The sequence below is a fragment of the Streptomyces griseofuscus genome (assembly GCF_014673495.1).
Lineage (GTDB): Bacteria > Actinomycetota > Actinomycetes > Streptomycetales > Streptomycetaceae > Streptomyces > Streptomyces murinus.
On the sequence record NZ_CP051006.1, the window covers coordinates 33,036 to 50,337 of the forward strand.

Genomic DNA, 17,302 nt, shown 5'->3' on the forward strand with positions numbered 1-17,302 from the left:
TGGTCGAGGAGATCGCGTGGGAACCTGGGGCATCGGCCCGTTCGACAGCGAGGCGGCCGCGGCGGAACGCGTGCCCGTGATCCGCCGGGTCCTCGAACGCGCCGCCGCCGGTGCGGAGTTCCTGGAGATTCCCGATGCCGAGCGGACGGTCGCCGCGGCGGCGCTGGTCGCCGGGCAGCATCCTGCCGGTGGGCCGGAGCGTCCTGTCGGTGGGCCCTCGGGTTCGGGCTACGGCCCGTCGGAGCCGCTGCCTCCATTGCCCGCAGAGTTCCGGACGCTCGCCCTCGCGGCCCTGCACCAGGTGGCCGGCGGGCTGTGCGGACTCGCCGTGGTGCGGGACGAGGCGGTGGACGGGCCGAAATGGCGCCGGGGCGTCGTCCGTCTCCGCGAGGTCCTCGGCCCTCCGCTCCCGCCGCAGGGGGAAGTCCTCTTCGCCGTCTGACCGGTGACGCGCCGTCATGGACCGCGGAAGCCGGGTCCGGGCCCCGCCCCGGGGGCCGCCGGAGCGCGCGGGGCATCACGCCGGCCGGCTGCTGCCGGGCCGTGCCGATGCCTCTGCTCTTGGATCCGGGGCCCTGGAGGCGCCGGGCGGCGTGGGAGGAGAGCGGGCGGCCGGGCCGGAGGCGTTCTCGCGGGCTCTGGGGCGGCTGTCGGCCGTCCGTGGTCCGTGGCCGGGCGGGATGCCCCCCCCGGGGGCGGGGGCATCCCGCCGCGCATGCCGTGGCCGCCCCTTCCGGCCGGCCGACGGCTGCCTCTCCACCCTGCGCGTCCGCCCCGTCCCGGGCCGTACCGGCATCGCCCAGGTCCAGTGGTCCGGCCGCTTCAGCCCCCGGGGCGCCACCGAGGACGAGGCCGTCGCCCTCTTCACCGGCACCCACCGCGACGGCCTCGACGCCCTCCACCGGGCCCTCGCCGTCTGACACCGCGCCGGGCGGGCAGGACACGGGTCCCGGGGGCGGCGGGGCGATCGTGGGAAAACGCTGGGGCGTATGGCGTAACCCCGGTGCGGTCCGTGGCGCGCCCTCGGCCGCGGGCCGGGAACATCGTGATCCCTGAGTCCGTCACCCAGGCCGCGACGGGCGGCACCGGGCAGCGCCGCGCCGGCGCCACCGCCTCGACGGGAAGAACCCCATCATGCAGATCGATCTCTCCGGCCGCACCGCCCTGGTGACCGGCTCCACCCAGGGCATCGGCCTCGCCATCGCCACCGCGCTCGCCCGCGCGGGCGCCCGGGTCGTCGTCAACGGCCGCGGGGAGGAACGCGTCGCCGACGCCGTGCGCACGGTACGCGCCGGCTCCGGCAGCGAGGACGTCACCGGCGCCGCGGGCGACCTCGCGACCGAGCAGGGCGCCGCCGATGTGCTGCGGGCCGTGCCCGCGCTCGACATCCTCGTCAACAACCTCGGCGTCTTCGGCAGCGCCGACCCGCTGGAGATCGACGACGCCGAATGGCGCCGCTACTTCGAGGTCAACGTCCTGTCCGCCGTCCGCCTCATCCGCGCCTGCCTGCCCGGGATGAAGGAACGCGGCTGGGGACGGATCCTCGACCTCGCCAGCGACTCCGCCGTGGCCATCCCCGCCGAGATGATCCACTACGGCATGACGAAGACCGCGCTGCTCGCCATCGGCCGCGGATTCGCCAAGGACGCCGCCGGCACCGGCGTCACCGTCAACTCCGTCATCGCCGGACCCACCCGCACCGGCGGGGTCGAGCAGTTCGTCCGCGAACTCGTCGGCGACGAACTGCCCTGGGACGAGGCGCAGCGCGCGTTCATGGTCAAGTACCGGCCCCAGTCCCTGATCCAGCGCCTGATCGAGCCCGAGGAGATCGCCAACATGGTCGTCTACCTCGCCTCGCCACTGGCCTCCGCCACCACCGGCGGCGCCCTGCGCGTCGACGGCGGCTACGTCGACTCCATCCTCCCCTGAGCCCCACCGGGCCACCGGGCCGAGGAGATGCAGGCCCTGGCCGCCCTCGACCGCGGCCTGCGCACCGGGCCCCACCCCGGCGAACTCAACTGACCCCGCACACACCCGCCGTTGCCCGCCGTGCCCGCCGTGGAGGGCGTACGGGCGGGCGCGGTCAGGGCTGTTCGTGGCGGGTGAACGCGGCGACCAGGTCGTGGACCGTGCTCTCGCCGGGGTCGATGCCGGGGATCCCGGCGGATTGCAGGGCGCGTTCGAACATGGCCTGCTCGTACGCGGCGAGCGCGGCCTCGGTGTCGCCGGGACGGGCGGCCAGCGCCCGGCCGAGTTCGGCGCCGTCGAGCATGGCCAGGTTGGCGCCCTCGCCGTTGGGCGCGGTCAGGTGTGCGGCGTCGCCCAGGAGGGTCACGCCCAGGACGCGGTCCCAGCGGGTCCCGGCCGGCAGGGCGTAAAGGGGGCGCAGGGCCGGTGCGGTGTCGGTGGCGGTGATCAGCGCGGTGAGTTCCGGCGCCCAGCCGGCGAACTCGGCCGCGATCCGCGCGGCCGCCGCCGCGGGGTCAAAGAGGTCGACGGCCGCGAACCAGTCCTGCGGCACGGACAGGCCCGCGTAGGCGTGCAGGGTGTCGTCCCGCTCCCGGTGGACGAAGATCTCCCGGCTCCGCGCGGACACCATCGTCGAGCCGGCGCCGACCGCCTTCGCGGTGGCCGGGTGCCGGGTGGCGGCGTCGTACAGGTAGGTCTCCACGACCGACCTGCCGGTGTAGGCGGGTTCGGCCGCGGTGAGCAGGGGGCGCACGCGTGACCAGGCGCCGTCCGCGCCGACCAGCAGGCCGGTGACCACGCTCCGCCCGTCGGCGAAGACCACTTCGTGGCGGCCCTCCCCCAGGGCGCGGGTGCGGGTGACCTTGCGGCCCCACCGCACGGTCCCGGGCGGCAGCGAGTCGAGCAGGATCTGGCGCAGTTCGCCGCGCTGTACCTCGGGGCGGCCGCCGGTGCCGTCGTCGCTCTTGTCGAACAGGACGGTCCCGTCCGTGTCGAGGATGCGCATCGCCTGCCGGCCGTCCAGGACGATGGCCCGGAACTCGTCCGTCAGGTCCGCTGCATGGATGGCGAGTTGGCCGTTGTAGTCGTGGATGTCGAGCAGTCCGCCCTGCGAGCGGGCGGTCGGTGAGGGTTCCGCCTCGTAGACCGTGGCCGGTATGCCGTGCAGGTGCAGGACGCGGGCGAGGGTGAGGCCGCCGAGCCCGGCACCGATGATCGTGACGTCCGTGGTCATGAAAGAGGGGTCCTTCCGCCGTCGGGGTGCTCCGGGGCCGGGCCCCGGCAAGGGCCGGTGTCCGGATGGGCTCCACTGTCCGGGCGGGCGTCGACAGTTCACCGACACGGCGCCGTCGGCGCCGACAAAGAGCCGACATCCCCCGGGAGGCCGGGCCCTGGGGGGCGGTGGAGGGGCGGGGTGCCCGGTCAGCCGTCCGGCATCAGGAGCCAGACCTCCGAGAAGGCGAGGCCGTGCTCGCGGGTGGCCGTACCGCACGCGCGGCCGAGCGTGATCGCCTGCCAGTCGCAGACCACCGTCCAGGGGCCCGTCGTGCCGCCGCACCCGGGGCAGCCGACGGTCTCGGCCGTCCACACCCCGGGGCCGGGCCTGCCGTAGCGGCGGAAGCGGCCTTCGTGGCGGGCGTGCCAGGGCTCGGCGGCGGGGGCGAGCGGGGCGGTGCCGGGCGGGGGTGGTGCGGCCAGGGTGGTGAACAGGGCGATCAGGGCGGGCAGGAGGGCCTCGCCCGCTTCCGTCGGCGGTGTCGGTGCACGGCCCGGGGGGTGCGGTGCGGCGGTGTGGGCGGGGACCGCGGCGGCGGGCGGCGGGTTCGGGTGGGCGTGCCAGGGCAGGAGGGCTCGGGCGACGGCGGCGAAGAGGGCGGCGGCGGGCGGGCTGACGGCGCCCGCGTCGAGGTGGTGCAGGGTGGTGCGCAGGATCCGCTGGAGGCGCCGGTCCCGGGCCACGGCCAACCGCCTCTCGGTCGGCGCCTGTCGGGCCGGGAGGGGGGCGGTGAGGCGGGCGAGGACTGCTGTCGCGGCCTCCGTGTCAGGGGCGGTGGGGCGCCACCGGCCGCCGGCCAGGAGGTGCCGGGCGCGGTCGGCCTCCCGGGTGAGGGCGCGTGTCACCAGCGGGCGGCCGTGTGGGGCTGTGGTGTCGGCGTCGTACGGGCTTGGCATGGTCCTCTCCCGGGGCAGGGACTCGGGGCGGTCTTCTCCAGGCGGCGCAGGGCGTCGTGGGAGGCGGGGTCGTCGGGGAGGTAGGTCAGCAGGTGGTGGCCGGGTTCGTCGACGGCGGCCAGTTTGACGTAGCGCAGGCGCAGTTCGCCCGCCGCCGGGTGGTGGAAGCGGCGTACGGAGGGCTGGAAGGCGGTGGTCTCGCGGTCGGCGTACCAGCGGGCCGCGTCGGGGTCGGTGAGGAGCCGGCCGAGGAGTTCGGTGAAGCGGGGGTCGCCCGGGCGGTGGGCGGCCCGGGAGCGGAACTGGCCGAGCAGGGCGCGGGCTTCGCGCGGCCAGTCGGCGAGGAGGGTGCGGGCCGGCGGCCAGCAGAACACCAGCCACAGCAGGTTGCGTTGCTTGGGGTGCAGGCGGGCGGGGTCGGTCAGCAGGGCGGCGTAGGAGGTGTTCCACGCCAGCAGGTCCCAGTGCGGGTCCAGGACCACGGCGGGGTAGGGGGCCATGCTCTGGACGAGGGTGAGCAGGTTGCGGGAGACGAAGGTGGGAGGGTTCGCGGGGGGCCTGTCCTCGGCGGTGAACGACAGGACGTGCGCGGTCTCCGCCTCGTCCAGGCGCAGGGCCCGGGCCACGGCGCGCAGTACCTGCGGGGAGGTGCGCACGCGGCCCTGTTCCAGCCAGGTGTACCAGGAGAGGCTGATGCCGGCGCGTTCGGCGACTTCGGCTCTGCGCAGGCCGGGTGTGCGGCGGCCGGGGGCGGCGGGCAGGCCGACGGTGTGCGGGGCGAGCCGTTCGCGGCGGGAGCGCAGGAAGGCGCCCAGTTCACGGTGGGGGAACGCGTGGGGCGTCGTCGGCGGCCCGGAGTGCGTCATCGGCGGGGGTTTCTCCTTCGGGCGGCGGGGTGTTCGCCCCCCGGGGTGCCGCCCCCTGGCCCCGGGGTGCCGTCCACCGGCCCTGGGGGGTGTCGTTCCACCGGCCCGTCCGGGGGGTGTCGTTCACGGTCCCTGGGCGGGCGTTGCCTCGATGGTGCCGTGACCGGGTGCGCGGGCGGGCCCGGGTGGGTGTGAGCAAGGGTAATAGCCTTCCGGCTTCGCCCTGCCGCCGGCCGTGGTGGGCTGGTGGCGGGCCGGGTCCGCCCCCGGGCGGCCGGTCCTGATTCACGTCCTCGCCCTCGCCCTCGTGGACTGCGTTCCGCGTCCTCGTGGGCCCTGTGCGGACTCCGTGCGGGCTTCATGCGGGCCCCTTTTTTCCGGAGCAGGGAGTGTCCCTCTTGTGAGTACCAGCATCGTCGCGGCACCGGTGGCGGCCCTGCCCGCCTTCGCGGTGCGGCTGTTGCGGGCGGCCGGGTTCGTCAGCAACTTCGACCGTTTCTGCATCGCCCCCATGCTCGTCGTCCTCGCCTCCCGGCTCGGGGCCCCGCTGCACAGCGTGGCGGCGGCCGCGAGCGGCTACTACCTCGCCTACGGGCTGGCGCAGCCGGTGTGGGGGGTGGCCAGTGACCGGTGGGGGCGGGTGCGGGTGCTGCGGGTCTCCCTGGCCGGGGCGGCGCCGGCCGCCCTGGTCTCGGCCCTCGCGCCCAGCGTCCCCGTGCTGATCGGGGCCCGTGTGGTGGCCGGGGGGTTCTTCGCGGCCGCGATCGCGGTGTGTCTGACGTATGTGGGCGACACGGTGCCCGCGGCGGTACGGCAGCGGCCGCTGAGCTCACTGATGAGTGCCTTCGCGCTGGGCACGGCGACGGCCACGCTGGTGGCCGGGCTGGTGGCGCAGTGGCTCAGCTGGCGGCTGGTGTTCGCGCTGCCCGGTGTCCTCGCCGCGCTCCTGGTGGTGGCGCTGCGGCGGCTGCCCGAGCCGCCCCGGGAACGCCCCACGCCGGTGGCGCCGCTGCGGGTGGTGCTGTGTTCGCGGTGGCAGTGGTACGTCATGGCCGTGGCGCTGCTCGAAGGGGCGGTGCTGCTGGGCTTCTTGACGTATCTGGCGCCGGCGCTGGAGGCGCGCGGGGTTCCCGTGGTCCTCGCGGGGGCGGTCGCGGCCCTGTACGGGGTGGGGTCGATGGGCGCGGCGCGGGTGGTCGGGCGGCTCGTCGGCCGGTGGAGTCCGGTACGGCTGATCGTGGCCGGCGGCGCCCAGACGGCTCTGGCGTATCTGCTCGCCGGGTACAGCCAGCGGGCCGGGGTGCTCGTGGTGGTGGCGCTGCTGCTGGGGGGCGGCTGGTCGTTCCTGCACTCCACGGTGCAGTCGTGGGCGACCGCCGTGTCCGCGGCGGCCCGGGCGACCGGGGTGGCCCTGTTCGGGGTCGCCCTGTACGCGGGCGGTGCGGTGGCCGGTGTGCTGGCGGCTCCGGCCGCGCAGGCGCACGCGTACCGGCCGTTGTTCTGGCTGGCGGCGGCCCTGACGGTGCCGCTGACGGCGGCGGGGGCGGTGGGGCGGGCGCGGTGGCGGTGAGCCGGGGGGTGAGCCGGGGGGTGAGCGGCGGGCCGGCGGTGGGACCGCCGGGTCCGTGGCCGCGGGGTCGTGCGAGGTGTCCGGGGGGCGCGGAACGCTCGCCCGTGAACGCTGCCGACGATCTGGACAACCGCCCTGCCGTGAGCACGGCTTTGCCGGGGCCGGGCCCCGCGGGCCGTCTCGCGTGCTCGCGCCGGTTCCCGAAAGTGGTGCCGCCCGGTGCCGGGGGGTCCGCGGGGCCGGGCGGGGCGCGGTGTCGTCCCGCCGGCGCCCTCCGGTGAGGGCGCCGGCTGCGGGGGCACGCGGCAACGTGGTCCCGCCGGGTTCCCGGTCGTCTTGGTGGAGCCCGCAACGCTCAGGAGTCGTGTTCCGACACCGGTAGAGGTTGCCGCCCGGCCCTGAACGACCGATGAACCGCGTCGCGGCGTGATTGGGACGGCCCGCGGACCGGGGGCCGTGCCCGCTCCGGGTGGCGCTTTCCGGAGCCGGGGGTGCCGGTGTGTTCGAAATGGTGTCCTTTGTTGTCTGACGGGTCGTCATTGTCCTTGCGGGACCTGTCTGACGTGCCGGAAGAGGTACGCGTCACAGCACACCGGCGGGCGTTGCCGTGTGTGTTCGTTCGTTGCTAGCTTCACTGCGCAAGTGAGTTGGAATTCCAAACTGAGATGGGACGAACATGAGCCTCCCTGACGGCCGGACCGCCGATACCCCCGGTCCCACAGAGCAACGACCGCGGCTCGGGGTGGTCTTCACGGTGATCGCCGCCGGGGTGGCGATGGCCAACCTGGACGTGTTCATCGTCAATGTGGCGCTGCCGGACATCGGGCACCAGTTCTCGGGGACGTCGCTGGCGTCCCTGTCGTGGGTGCTGAACGCGTACGCGGTGGTGTTCGCCGCGCTGCTGGTGCCGGCGGGCAATTTCGCGGACCGGGTCAATCCGCGGATCGCCTATCTGTCGGGCATCGCGCTCTTCACGCTCTCCTCGGTGCTGTGCGCGCTGGCGCCGGGGATCTGGCTGCTGGTCGGGGCGCGGGTGCTGCAAGCGGTCGGCGCGGCGATGCTGATCCCCTCCTCGCTGGGTCTGCTGCTGGCGACCGCGCCGCCCGAGAAGCGGCTCGCGTCGGTGCGGGGGTGGACGGCGATCAGCGGTGTGGCCAGTGCGCTGGGTCCGGTGCTGGGCGGGCTGCTGACCGATCTGAGCTGGCACTGGGTGTTCCTGGTGAACGTGCCGATCGGGGTGGCCGCGCTGCTGGGCGGTCTGCGGGTGCTGCCGCGTGTTGCCGCCCGGGACCTGCCGCGGGCGGACGTGCTCGGTGCCGCCGTGCTGACCGTGTCCATCGCGCTGATCGCGCTCGGCCTGGTCAGGGGCGACGACTGGGGCTGGGCGTCACAGAAGTTCCTCGGCGCCCTCGTGCTGGGGGTGCTGGGGCTGGTCTGGTTCACGGTGCGCTCCGCCCGCCACGCCTCGCCGGTGCTGCCGCTGCCGCTGTTCAAGTTCCGCGGTTTCAGCCCGTCCGCGTTCTCCAACGTGCTGTTCGCCGTCGCCTTCGCGGCGATGCTGCTGTCGAGCGTGCTGTGGTGCCAGGACGTGTGGCACTGGTCGGCGGTGCGGACCGGGCTCGCGATCTTCCCGGGCACGCTACTGCCGCCCGCGCTGGCCATGAGCATCGGGCCGGTCATCCACCGCTTCGGCTCCAGCGTGGTCGCCTTCACCGGGTGCGTCGTCTTCGGCGCGGGCATCGCCTGGTGGCTGGTCCTGCTGGGGCCGGACGCCGGCTACGCGGGCGGGATGCTGCCCGGCATGCTGCTCACCGGCATCGGGGTCGGCCTGACCCTGCCCACGCTGATCAGCGCCGGTGTCTCCGGCCTGCCGCCGCAGAGCTTCTCCACCGGTTCCGGTGTCATCACCATGGCCCGCCAGGCCGGCACCGTCCTGGGCATCTCGCTGCTGGTGGCCACCATGGGCTCCGGCGCCGCCCACCAGGCGGACTCCTTCGACCGGGGCTGGGAGATGACGCTGACGGCCACCGCGGCCGCCGCGATCGCCTGCTTCTTCGTCGGCAGCGTCGGCAAGACCCCCCGCACCACCCAGCCCGCCCGGCCCGCCGAAACCACCGAAGCCGGCGGGGCCGCGGGGGCCGGCGGGGCGTGAACAGCCCGTAGTCACCGTCCCCCGGCCCGGGCCGGGGGAGGGCGGGAACCGTGTGCGACGGCCGGTCAGATCAACCGATCTGACCGGCCGTCAGCTCTTTCCGGGAACCGCGGCACCGAATTCCGGTTTTGCGCGGCGCGTTCGGCCCATGGAGAGGACGGGGATTCACGACCGTCACATCCGTTCGACACATGGAGACATCACGGAGACATGACGTACGCCACACCGGTAATGCGGAGTGGATCACTGACAACGGTGTCTTTGCTTCCGCGGAGGCGGACTGCCGTATTCCGTCCGGGTGTTCACGGGCCCGCGCAGCGGTTTCATGCCCTCGATACACATTCCCGGCGGACGCGACCTTACCGGCGCGTAACTCTTGCGTATCCGCTGATCGCGGGGATTGCCCGGGGGCGAAGAAGATTGTTATTGTCGCTCGAACAATCGAGTTGGACATTCCAACTCGACGAGTACGACGAGTACACAGAGCCCATTGAGTTCGGGCTCTGCACCATTGCACCGCGAACCACGTGTCCGGCCCGGATCACCTGCCTCGGACACGCTGATGCACCGCGCACCACCGGCAATTACCGAACTCGCCCTGTACCGCCCGCAAGGACACCACCCCTGTACCGCACGCACCGCATGCCCGGCTGCCGTCGAATACCCGGAGTGAGAGTGAGTCCCACGAAAACCCTGGCAGACCCGATCGACGTGATGGGCCGTCTGCTGTCCTTCGAGGGCAAACAGGACCCCTACCCGCTGTACGAGCAGATGCGGGCCCACGGGCCGGTCGTCGACGTGGGCGGAGCCCACCTCTTCGTCACCGGCCACGCCGAGTGCGCGCGGGCACTGCGCGAGCCGGACCTGCTGTCGACCGACGCCGCCGTCCAGGACGGCAAGCTGCCCGGCTGGCGCGAACACGCCTCCTGGTCCTGGCTGACGAAGAACATGCTGTTCTCCAACGACCCCGACCACGAGCGCTACCGGCGCTTCTTCTCCAGCGCCTTCTCCGCGCGCAGCGTGGAGGCCTGGCGGCCCCTGGTCGAACGGCGGGCCGCGTACGCCGTCGAACGCGTCGCCCGCCTCGCCGCGGGCGGGGAGGCGGTCGACGTGGTCGCGGAGTTCTCCTTCCCGATGGCCGCCGGCGTCATCGGGGAACTGCTCGGCATCCCCGACGAGGACCACGACGCGTTCCGCGCGGACGTCGGCGACATCACGCTGACCCTGGAACCGATCCGCGACATGGGCCAGCTCACCGCCGGCGACGCGGCCATGGAACGCCTCGCCGTCTACTTCCACGACCTCGTCGCCCGCCGCCGCGCCCACCCCACCACCGACCTGACCAGCTCCTTCACCGCCGCCCGCGACGCGGGCGGCGAACTGAGCGAGACCGAACTGGTCGCCAACCTCATGCTGCTCCTGGTCGCCGCGACCGAGGCACCCCAGGACCTGCTCAGCAACATGGTCCGTCTCGCCCTCACCCACCCCGCCGAGGCCGAACGGCTGCGCACCGAACCCGGGTTCGCGGCCGGCTTCACCGACGAGACCCTGCGCTTCGACCCCGCCGCCCAGATCCTGAACCGCGTCGCCTCACGCGACCTGGACTTCTTCGGCGTCAAGGTCGCCCAGGGCGTGCCGCTGACCCTGCTCATCGCCGCCGGCAACCGCGACCCGCGCCGCTTCACGGACCCGGACGTCTTCGACCCCGCCCGCCGCGACAACAGCCCGCTCACCTTCAGCGGCGGCGCGCACTTCTGCCTGGGCGCGGCCCTGGCCCGGATGTCCGCGGAGACGGCGGTGCCCCTGCTGCTGCGCCGGCTGCCCGGGCTGCGGCTCGCCGGCGAGGCCACGTTCCGCGACCAGATCGTCCAGCGCGGCCACGGCCGGCTCCCGGTCACGGCCGACTGACCACACCCCCCACCCAACCCCAACCCCGACCCCGACCCCCGGGATCCCACCGCCCCGGACCGCCCCGGACCCCCCGGGACCGCCCACGGCAGGACCCGGGCGACCCCGGGGACGACCCCGCCGGGACGGCCTGGCCGGGACGGCCTTTCGGGGTCCCGGCGGTCCTTCGGGGCGGAGGTTCCCGGCCCGGCCGGGGTCCGGAGGGGGACGGCGGTCCCGGGGCGGTCCCCCGGGCAGAGCCGTCCCGACCGCACCACAGCAACGAGGGAGAGCACACTGATGGGCACGAACGTACCGTCCGACGAGGAACTCGCCGCGTCCCTTGAGGGCGGCTTCACCAGCGAGTACGCCGACGTCAACGGGGTGCGGCTGCACTACGTCACCGGCGGGCAGGGCGAACCGCTGTTCCTGCTGCCGGGCTGGCCGGAGACCTGGTGGGAGTACCGCAAGGTGATGCCCGCCCTCGCGGAACACTTCCGCGTCGTCGCGGTCGACATCCGCGGCATGGGCGGCTCCAGCCGCCCCGGCTTTGGCTACGAGAAGAAAAACATGGCCGCCGACATCCGCGCCCTGGCCGAACACCTCGGCCACAAGCGGATCAACATCGCCGGACACGGCATCGGCGCCATGGTCGCCTTCGCCTACGCCGCGAACCACGAAGCGGCCACCAACCGCCTCGCCATCATCAACACCACGCACATCGACGACAGCTACCAGAACTTCCGCCTGATGCCGAAGCCCGAGGACACCCCCCCGCACCGCTGGTGGCTCGCCTTCAACATCGTGCCCGGCTTCCCCGAACAGGCACTCGCCGGCCGCTACCGCATCATGATCGACTACATGCTCGGCCTGAGCCTGGTCAACCCCGACGCCGTCCTGCCGCAGGACCGCGACGTGTACGCGCACGCGTACGACACACCCGAAGCCATCCGCGCCAGCCAGGGCTGGTTCCAGGCCTACCAGCAGGACATCGACGACTTCCGCGGCTACGGCAAGCTGTCCGTGCCCGTCCTCGGCCTCGCCTACGGCGGGTTCTACGACTACATGAACCGCGTCCTGCCCACCTGCGGCAGCGACGTACGCGTCATCGAGGTCAAGAACACCCGCAACTACATGGTCGAGGAACAGCCCGAGACCGTCGCGGCCGAACTGACCGCCTTCTTCGGCTGACCCCCACCCCCGGCCCGGGGCAGGCTCCTGTACAGCCCGCCCCGGGGCCGGCACCCCCGCACACCCCCCTCTTTTCCACACACTCGGACGGGACGCTGTCTTCGCATGCTGAACACTGACGGGGCGACACCGGGAGCCCTCCTGAGAAAACCGGTGAACGGGTGGCTGCAAGCGGACGCGCACCTGCGCGGCTTCGGCGGGTTCCACGGCGGTCTCGCCCTCGCCCTGCTGACCTCCGCGATGCGCGAACACGCACCCGGACTCGAACTCCAGAGCGTCACCGGCCGGTTCGACCGGCCCGTCGACCCCGGCTTCACCGTGGACGCCGCCCTGGTACGGGCCGGACGGACCCTCAGCGTGGTCCGCGCCCAGGCCCAGAGCGAGAAGGGCACCGCGATCGAGGCGAGCGCCGTGTTCGCCCGCCGCGGCGAGAACACCTGGCAGCCCGTCACCCCCCAGGCCCCGCCCGCACCGCCCCCCGCCGAGTGCGAAGTGTTCGCCATCCCCGCGGAGTTCGTACCCATCGCCACCAGCATGGAGATCCGCCCCGTCGGCACCGCCCGCCCCTACGCCGGCGGCCCGCAGCCCGAACTCCTCGCCTGGGTACGGCTGACCGAGGACGACGAAGCCCCCGACCCGCTCCGCCTCGTCCTGCTGATGGACGCCCTCGCCCCCTCCTACGCGGCGATCCTGTCCACCCTCGCCGTCGTCCCCACCGTCGAACTGACCGTACGCCCCGCCCCGGGACTGGCCACCGCCACCTCCCCCTGGATCCTGCTGCGGGCCACCACCCGCACCGCCGGACCCGACGGCTGGGTCGACGAACAGATCGACGCCTGGACACCCGACGGCACCCACCTGGGCAGCGCCCAGCAACTACGCGTGGTCCGCACCCTCTGACACCACCCCCACCCCAGCACCACCCGCACCCCCTCCGCACACCCACACGCCACAGGCCCGCACATCACGAGCCCCGGCACCACGCACCACGGCACCACGAGCCCCGGCACCACGGGCACCGGTGACACGCGCCACGCGCCCGCCCCCGCGGGAACGCGGCGTCACAAGTCCCGGCGTCACACGCCCGCGCGCCGCGGGAAGGCGGCGCCACAGCCCCGTCACAGGCCACACGTCCGGGCCCCGGCGCCACAACCTCCCGGCCGCGGGCCCGCGCGCCACGGGCCACGCACCGCAAGGGGCCCTCCCGCTCTCCCGGCCCCACGGCCTCGGGGGGTTCGGGGGCTCGCAGCCTCGGAGGCCCGGGAGCCCGGGGCCTCAGGGGCTCAGGAGCTCAGGGCCGCAAAGGCTCGGGGGTTCGGGGCCCAGGAGCCTCGGGACCTCGGGGCCTCAGGGGCTCAGGAGCTCAGGGCCTCAAAGGCTCAGGGCCTCGGGGCCTGGAGGCTCGGGGCCTCCAACTCGGGGCCTCGGCCTCGGGGCCTGGAGGCTCGGGGCCTCCAACTCGGGGCCTCGGCCTCGGGGCCTGGAGGCTCGGGGGCTTGGGGGGTTGGGGGTTGGGGGTTCGCCCACAGATCACGCACGTGTCCCACACGCAGACCGACCCGGAAGGCCGTATTCCTGTGAGTCCGCTGCCACCGTCCGCCCACACCTCGCTGGTCCACGTCCTCGAACACCGCGCGACCCGGACACCCGACCGGCTCGCGTTCCGCTTCCTGCCCGACGGGACCGGCGACCACCCGATCGACTGGACCTACCGCGAACTCGCCGACCGCGCCGGCGCGGTCGCCGCCCACCTCAACGAACGCGGCCTCACCCAGGGCCACGTCGTCCTCGCCCTGGACCCCGGACTCGACTACGTCGCCGGACTCTTCGGCATCATGCAGGCCGGCTGCACCGCCGTACCCTGCTTCCCGCCGTTCGGACGACGCGCCACCGCCCGCTTCCTGTCCGTCCTGGACGACTGCAACCCACGCGCCGTCCTGACCGACCCCCGCTTCGCCCCCCAGGTCGACCACTTCCACCAGCAGCTCACCCCCACCACCGAACACCCCCAGTGGATCTTCCCCGAACCGGACTTCTACCAGCCGCCGGCCAACGGGCCCGTGCCCTCACGGGTGGTGGAGCCGGCACTGATCCAGTACAGCTCGGGATCGACCGGCGACCCCAAGGGCATCGTCCTCACCCACGAGAACCTGCTCAGCAACTGCCGGGTCCTGGACACCCACATGGGCTACGAGGAGGACCGCGTCGGCTGCTCCTGGCTGCCCCCCTACCACGACATGGGCCTGATGGGCACCATCATGCTCGCCCTGCACGGCGGCTGGCCCCTGGTCATGCTCTCCCCCATCCACTTCGTGCAGGACCCCTACCGCTGGCTCAAAGCCATCACCGACCACAAGGTCACCATCTCCGTCGGCCCGAACTTCGCGTTCGACCTGTGCGCCCAGAACATCACCGACGAAGAACTCACCACCCTCGACCTCAGCCGCCTGCGCCAGGTGTTCTGCGGCAGCGAACCCGTCTCCGGCAACACCATGGAACGCTTCGAGGAACGCTTCGCCCCCGTCGGCTTCGACCCCGGCAGCCTCATCCCCTGCTACGGACTCGCCGAAGCCACCCTCTTCGTCTCCGGCAAACCCGAAACCGCCGACACCATCCGCACCGAACAACTCGACAAGACCGCCCTCGAACAAGGCCACGCCCACCGCACCCACCCCCACAGCGACGCCGCTGACAGCGACGGCGCCGACAGCGGTGCGGCCGACACGGGCACGGTCAAGGTCGTCAGCTGCGGAATCATCGCCGACGGCCACGAGGTCCTCATCGTCGACCCCCACACCCTCACCCCGTTGCCCGACGGCGAGAGCGGCGAGATCTGGGTCAACGGCCCCAGCGTCGCCGCCGGCTACCTGGGGCGCCCCGAACTGACCGCCCGCACCTTCGGCGCCCGCCCCGCCCACGCCACCGACGACCACCGCACCTACCTGCGCACCGGAGACCTCGGCTTCCTCCTCGACGCGGAACTCTTCGTCACCGGACGCCTCAAGGACCTCATCGTCATCAGCGGCCGCAACCTCCACCCCCAGGACATCGAACACTCCGTCCTGCGCGCCCACCAGGACCTGCGCCGCATCGCCGCGTTCGCCCTGCCCCACGCCACACGCGACGAGGAAGAAGTCGTCCTCGTCGCCGAATTCCGCGGCACCGCCAGAGAATTCGCCGCCCAGGAGAAAGAACTCCTCGAGAAAATGACCGCCGCGGTCACCGAGGACCACGGCGTACGCCCCGGCCGCATCCACATCGGACCCCCCGGATGCGTCCTGATGACCACCAGCGGCAAAGTCCGCCGCCGCGACACCCGCAAGGCCTACCTCGACGGCACCCTCAAAACCTTCCCCGCACCCGCAGACACCGCGGCCGCCCCGGCGGGGGTGTCATGAGCAGCGCCCGCACCGGGGCCGGCCAGGCACCGCCCCGCACCACCACGGCCCCCGCCCGGATCGACCGGCAAGCCCGCAACCTCGCCTGGGTCACCGTCGGCGTCCCCACCCTCGGCACCGCCGCCGCGATCGTCTTCGCCGCACACTACGGCTTCACCTGGATTGACGCCCTGCTGCTGGTGGTGATGTACGCGATCACCTCACTGGGCGTGGAAGGCGGCTTCCACCGCTTCTTCTCCCACCGCTCCTTCGCCGCCGGCCCCGTCGTCACCACCCTGTGGGGCATCGCCGGAAGCATGGCCGCACAGGGACCGGTCGTGTTCTGGGTGGCCATCCACCGCCAGCACCACGCCTTCACCGACAAGGACGGCGACCCGCACTCCCCGCGGGCGCTCGGCCCGGGACTGGCCGGACGGCTGCGCGGATTCTGGCACGGACACGTCGGCTGGCTCTTCACCGTCCAGCGCCAGGACTGGGCCCGCCGCGCCCCCGACATGGTCCGCGACCGCCTCGTCATGCGCCTGAACCAGTACTACTTCGTGTGGGTGCTGGCCGGGCTCGCGCTGCCGGCACTCGCGGGCTGGCTCCTGTCGGGAGGAACGACACACGGCGCGGTGGGCGGACTGCTGTGGGGCGGACTGGCCCGCATCTTCCTCCTCGACCACGTCACCTGGGCCGTCAACTCCATCGGCCACACCATCGGCCACCGCCCCTACCGCACCCGCGACACCAGCCGCAACGTGGCCCCCCTCGCGGCGATCTCGGTCGGCGGCTCCTGGCACAACAACCACCACGCCCGCCCCTCCCTGGCCCACAACCGGCACAACCTCCTCCAGATCGACCCCACCGGAGCCGTCATCCGGGCCCTGGACGCCCTCGGACTCGTCCACGACGCCCGCTACCCCGACCGCATGCGCCCCCACCCCACCACCCGGCACCCAACCCCACACCCACCCGACCCGCACACACCCGCACCGGACGACCCGGCCACCCCCGCACCGGACAACCGGACCACGCCCACGCCAGACCGGCCCGAACCCGCACCGGAGCCCGCCCCCCGCACACCGGAGCAGTCCGCGCCCGCACCGCACCACACGGGGCACGCCCCGAAGCCCGTCTCACACCGAGAGGAAGGGAGTTGACGATGTCCGCGACCGCGGCCGCGAACGCCGTCGTCAGGCTCGACCCCGTCAGCCTGCGGATCAAACGGTTCTCCGCCCTGACCACCATGACCCTGCCACTGATCGGAACCGCGGCCGCCGCCTACCTGCTGTGGAGCGGCCACTACACCGCGACCGACCTGTGGCTGTTCGCCGCCATGTACTTCGTCCACATGTTCGGCATCACCGTGGGCTTCCACCGCTACCTCGCCCACAAAGCCTTCAAGACCTCACCCGCCTTCGAAGCCCTCATGATGATCACCGGATCCATGGGCGCCCAGGGCCCCCTCATGTTCTGGGTCATCACCCACCGCCGCCACCACCGCTTCAGCGACCAGGAAGGCGACCCCCACTCCCCCAACCTCCACGGCTGGGCCCTCAAAGCCCGCCTGCACGGCCTGTGGTACGCCCACATGCCCTGGATGCTCAGCCCCGAAGCCAGCAAGGTCACCGTCTTCGGACCCGACGTCCTGCGCAGCCGGCGCCTGATGTACTTCAACCGCACCTACCCGCAGTGGGTACTGCTCGGCCTCGCCCTGCCCGCCCTCATCGACTACGCGATCGTCCGCACCCCGATGGCACTGCTCGGCGGACTCGTCTTCGGCGGCCTCGCCCGGATCTTCGTCGCCAACCAGGCCGCCTGGTGCGTCGGCTCGATCTGCCACGCCTTCGGCGGACGGCCCTTCGACAACGAGGACCACAGCGCCAACAACTGGCCCGTCGCCCTGCTCACCTTCGGCGAAGGACTCCAGAACAACCACCACGCCTTCCCCGGCTCCTACCGCCACGGCGTCACCTGGTGGGAACCCGACCTCAGCGGCTGGCTCCTCATGGCCCTCGGCAAACTCCACATCGTATGGAACCTCCGCGAACCCGACAAAACCACCATCACCCGGCGCAGGCAAGAAGCCAGAACCACCACCTGACACAACAGCACA

At 73.1% G+C, this 17,302-nt stretch carries 14 protein-coding genes; 11 read left to right on the forward strand and 3 right to left on the reverse strand.

From position 1 onward, the window contains the following. Positions 1-16: 16 nt before the first annotated feature. From HEP81_RS00195 to HEP81_RS00205, 3 genes are all read left to right on the forward strand, one after another. On the forward strand, positions 17-442 hold the full coding sequence (locus HEP81_RS00195) for a DUF4259 domain-containing protein (protein WP_051850558.1): 426 nt from the start codon (positions 17-19) through the stop codon (positions 440-442). 238 nt (positions 443-680) lie between these two features. Then, positions 681-920: an SRPBCC family protein gene (locus HEP81_RS00200; protein ID WP_051850559.1), complete on the forward strand. Its 240-nt coding sequence runs from the start codon at positions 681-683 to the stop codon at positions 918-920. Positions 921-1,134: 214 nt separating this feature from the next. Beyond that, positions 1,135-1,929, forward strand: coding sequence for an SDR family NAD(P)-dependent oxidoreductase (locus HEP81_RS00205; protein WP_037661836.1), 795 nt, complete (start codon positions 1,135-1,137; stop codon positions 1,927-1,929). 154 nt (positions 1,930-2,083) lie between these two features. Here the strand turns inward: HEP81_RS00205 and HEP81_RS00210 are convergent, their stop codons facing one another. The 3 genes from HEP81_RS00210 to HEP81_RS00220 form a co-directional block, all read right to left on the reverse strand. After that, entirely contained in the window at positions 2,084-3,202 is a 1,119-nt protein-coding gene (locus HEP81_RS00210) for an FAD-dependent oxidoreductase (RefSeq protein WP_037661838.1), read from the reverse strand. A 188-nt stretch (positions 3,203-3,390) separates the two neighbouring features. Next, complete coding sequence (locus HEP81_RS00215) at positions 3,391-4,140, reverse strand: hypothetical protein (protein ID WP_051850560.1); 750 nt, start codon at positions 4,138-4,140, stop codon at positions 3,391-3,393. Further along, positions 4,086-5,006, reverse strand: a complete 921-nt coding sequence (locus tag HEP81_RS00220) for a helix-turn-helix transcriptional regulator (protein ID WP_051850561.1) — start codon at positions 5,004-5,006, stop codon at positions 4,086-4,088. The genes HEP81_RS00215 and HEP81_RS00220 overlap by 55 nt, the downstream gene beginning before the upstream one ends. A 400-nt stretch (positions 5,007-5,406) precedes the next feature. Between HEP81_RS00220 and HEP81_RS00225 the strand changes: the two genes are divergently transcribed. The 8 genes from HEP81_RS00225 to HEP81_RS00260 all read left to right on the forward strand — a co-directional run bounded on the left by HEP81_RS00225 (position 5,407) and on the right by HEP81_RS00260 (position 17,290). Beyond that, entirely contained in the window at positions 5,407-6,576 is a 1,170-nt protein-coding gene (locus tag HEP81_RS00225; RefSeq protein ID WP_051850562.1) for an MFS transporter, read from the forward strand. 676 nt (positions 6,577-7,252) lie between these two features. Continuing rightward, a complete protein-coding gene (locus HEP81_RS00230) occupies positions 7,253-8,728 on the forward strand; it encodes an MFS transporter (RefSeq protein ID WP_051850563.1) in 1,476 nt (491 codons plus the stop codon). A 675-nt stretch (positions 8,729-9,403) separates the two neighbouring features. Then, positions 9,404-10,636, forward strand: coding sequence for a cytochrome P450 (locus HEP81_RS00235; RefSeq protein ID WP_051850564.1), 1,233 nt, complete (start codon positions 9,404-9,406; stop codon positions 10,634-10,636). A 279-nt stretch (positions 10,637-10,915) separates the two neighbouring features. Further along, complete coding sequence (locus tag HEP81_RS00240) at positions 10,916-11,806, forward strand: alpha/beta fold hydrolase (protein WP_037661848.1); 891 nt, start codon at positions 10,916-10,918, stop codon at positions 11,804-11,806. Between the two features lie 105 nt (positions 11,807-11,911). Next, on the forward strand, positions 11,912-12,706 hold the full coding sequence (locus tag HEP81_RS00245) for a thioesterase family protein (protein WP_233361065.1): 795 nt from the start codon (positions 11,912-11,914) through the stop codon (positions 12,704-12,706). 638 nt (positions 12,707-13,344) lie between these two features. After that, entirely contained in the window at positions 13,345-15,204 is a 1,860-nt protein-coding gene (locus HEP81_RS00250) for a fatty acyl-AMP ligase (protein ID WP_243279236.1), read from the forward strand. Further along, entirely contained in the window at positions 15,201-16,346 is a 1,146-nt protein-coding gene (locus HEP81_RS00255; protein WP_274599473.1) for an acyl-CoA desaturase, read from the forward strand. The genes HEP81_RS00250 and HEP81_RS00255 overlap by 4 nt, the downstream gene beginning before the upstream one ends. A 2-nt stretch (positions 16,347-16,348) precedes the next feature. Continuing rightward, positions 16,349-17,290, forward strand: coding sequence for an acyl-CoA desaturase (locus HEP81_RS00260; RefSeq protein WP_037661850.1), 942 nt, complete (start codon positions 16,349-16,351; stop codon positions 17,288-17,290). Positions 17,291-17,302: the final 12 nt, after the last annotated feature.

Bases quoted from the DNA above. Each gene is read 5' to 3' on its own strand.
- HEP81_RS00200 (WP_051850559.1), top strand. From the start codon at position 681: ATGCCCCCCCCGGGGGCGGGGGCATCCCGCCGCGCATGCCGTGGCCGC.
- HEP81_RS00205 (WP_037661836.1), top strand. From the start codon at position 1,135: ATGCAGATCGATCTCTCCGGCCGCACCGCCCTGGTGACCGGCTCCACC.
- HEP81_RS00210 (WP_037661838.1), bottom strand. From the start codon at position 3,202: ATGACCACGGACGTCACGATCATCGGTGCCGGGCTCGGCGGCCTCACC.
- HEP81_RS00215 (WP_051850560.1), bottom strand. From the start codon at position 4,140: ATGCCAAGCCCGTACGACGCCGACACCACAGCCCCACACGGCCGCCCG.
- HEP81_RS00220 (WP_051850561.1), bottom strand. From the start codon at position 5,006: ATGACGCACTCCGGGCCGCCGACGACGCCCCACGCGTTCCCCCACCGT.
- HEP81_RS00230 (WP_051850563.1), top strand. From the start codon at position 7,253: ATGAGCCTCCCTGACGGCCGGACCGCCGATACCCCCGGTCCCACAGAG.
- HEP81_RS00240 (WP_037661848.1), top strand. From the start codon at position 10,916: ATGGGCACGAACGTACCGTCCGACGAGGAACTCGCCGCGTCCCTTGAG.
- HEP81_RS00245 (WP_233361065.1), top strand. From the start codon at position 11,912: ATGCTGAACACTGACGGGGCGACACCGGGAGCCCTCCTGAGAAAACCG.
- HEP81_RS00255 (WP_274599473.1), top strand. From the start codon at position 15,201: ATGAGCAGCGCCCGCACCGGGGCCGGCCAGGCACCGCCCCGCACCACC.
- HEP81_RS00260 (WP_037661850.1), top strand. From the start codon at position 16,349: ATGTCCGCGACCGCGGCCGCGAACGCCGTCGTCAGGCTCGACCCCGTC.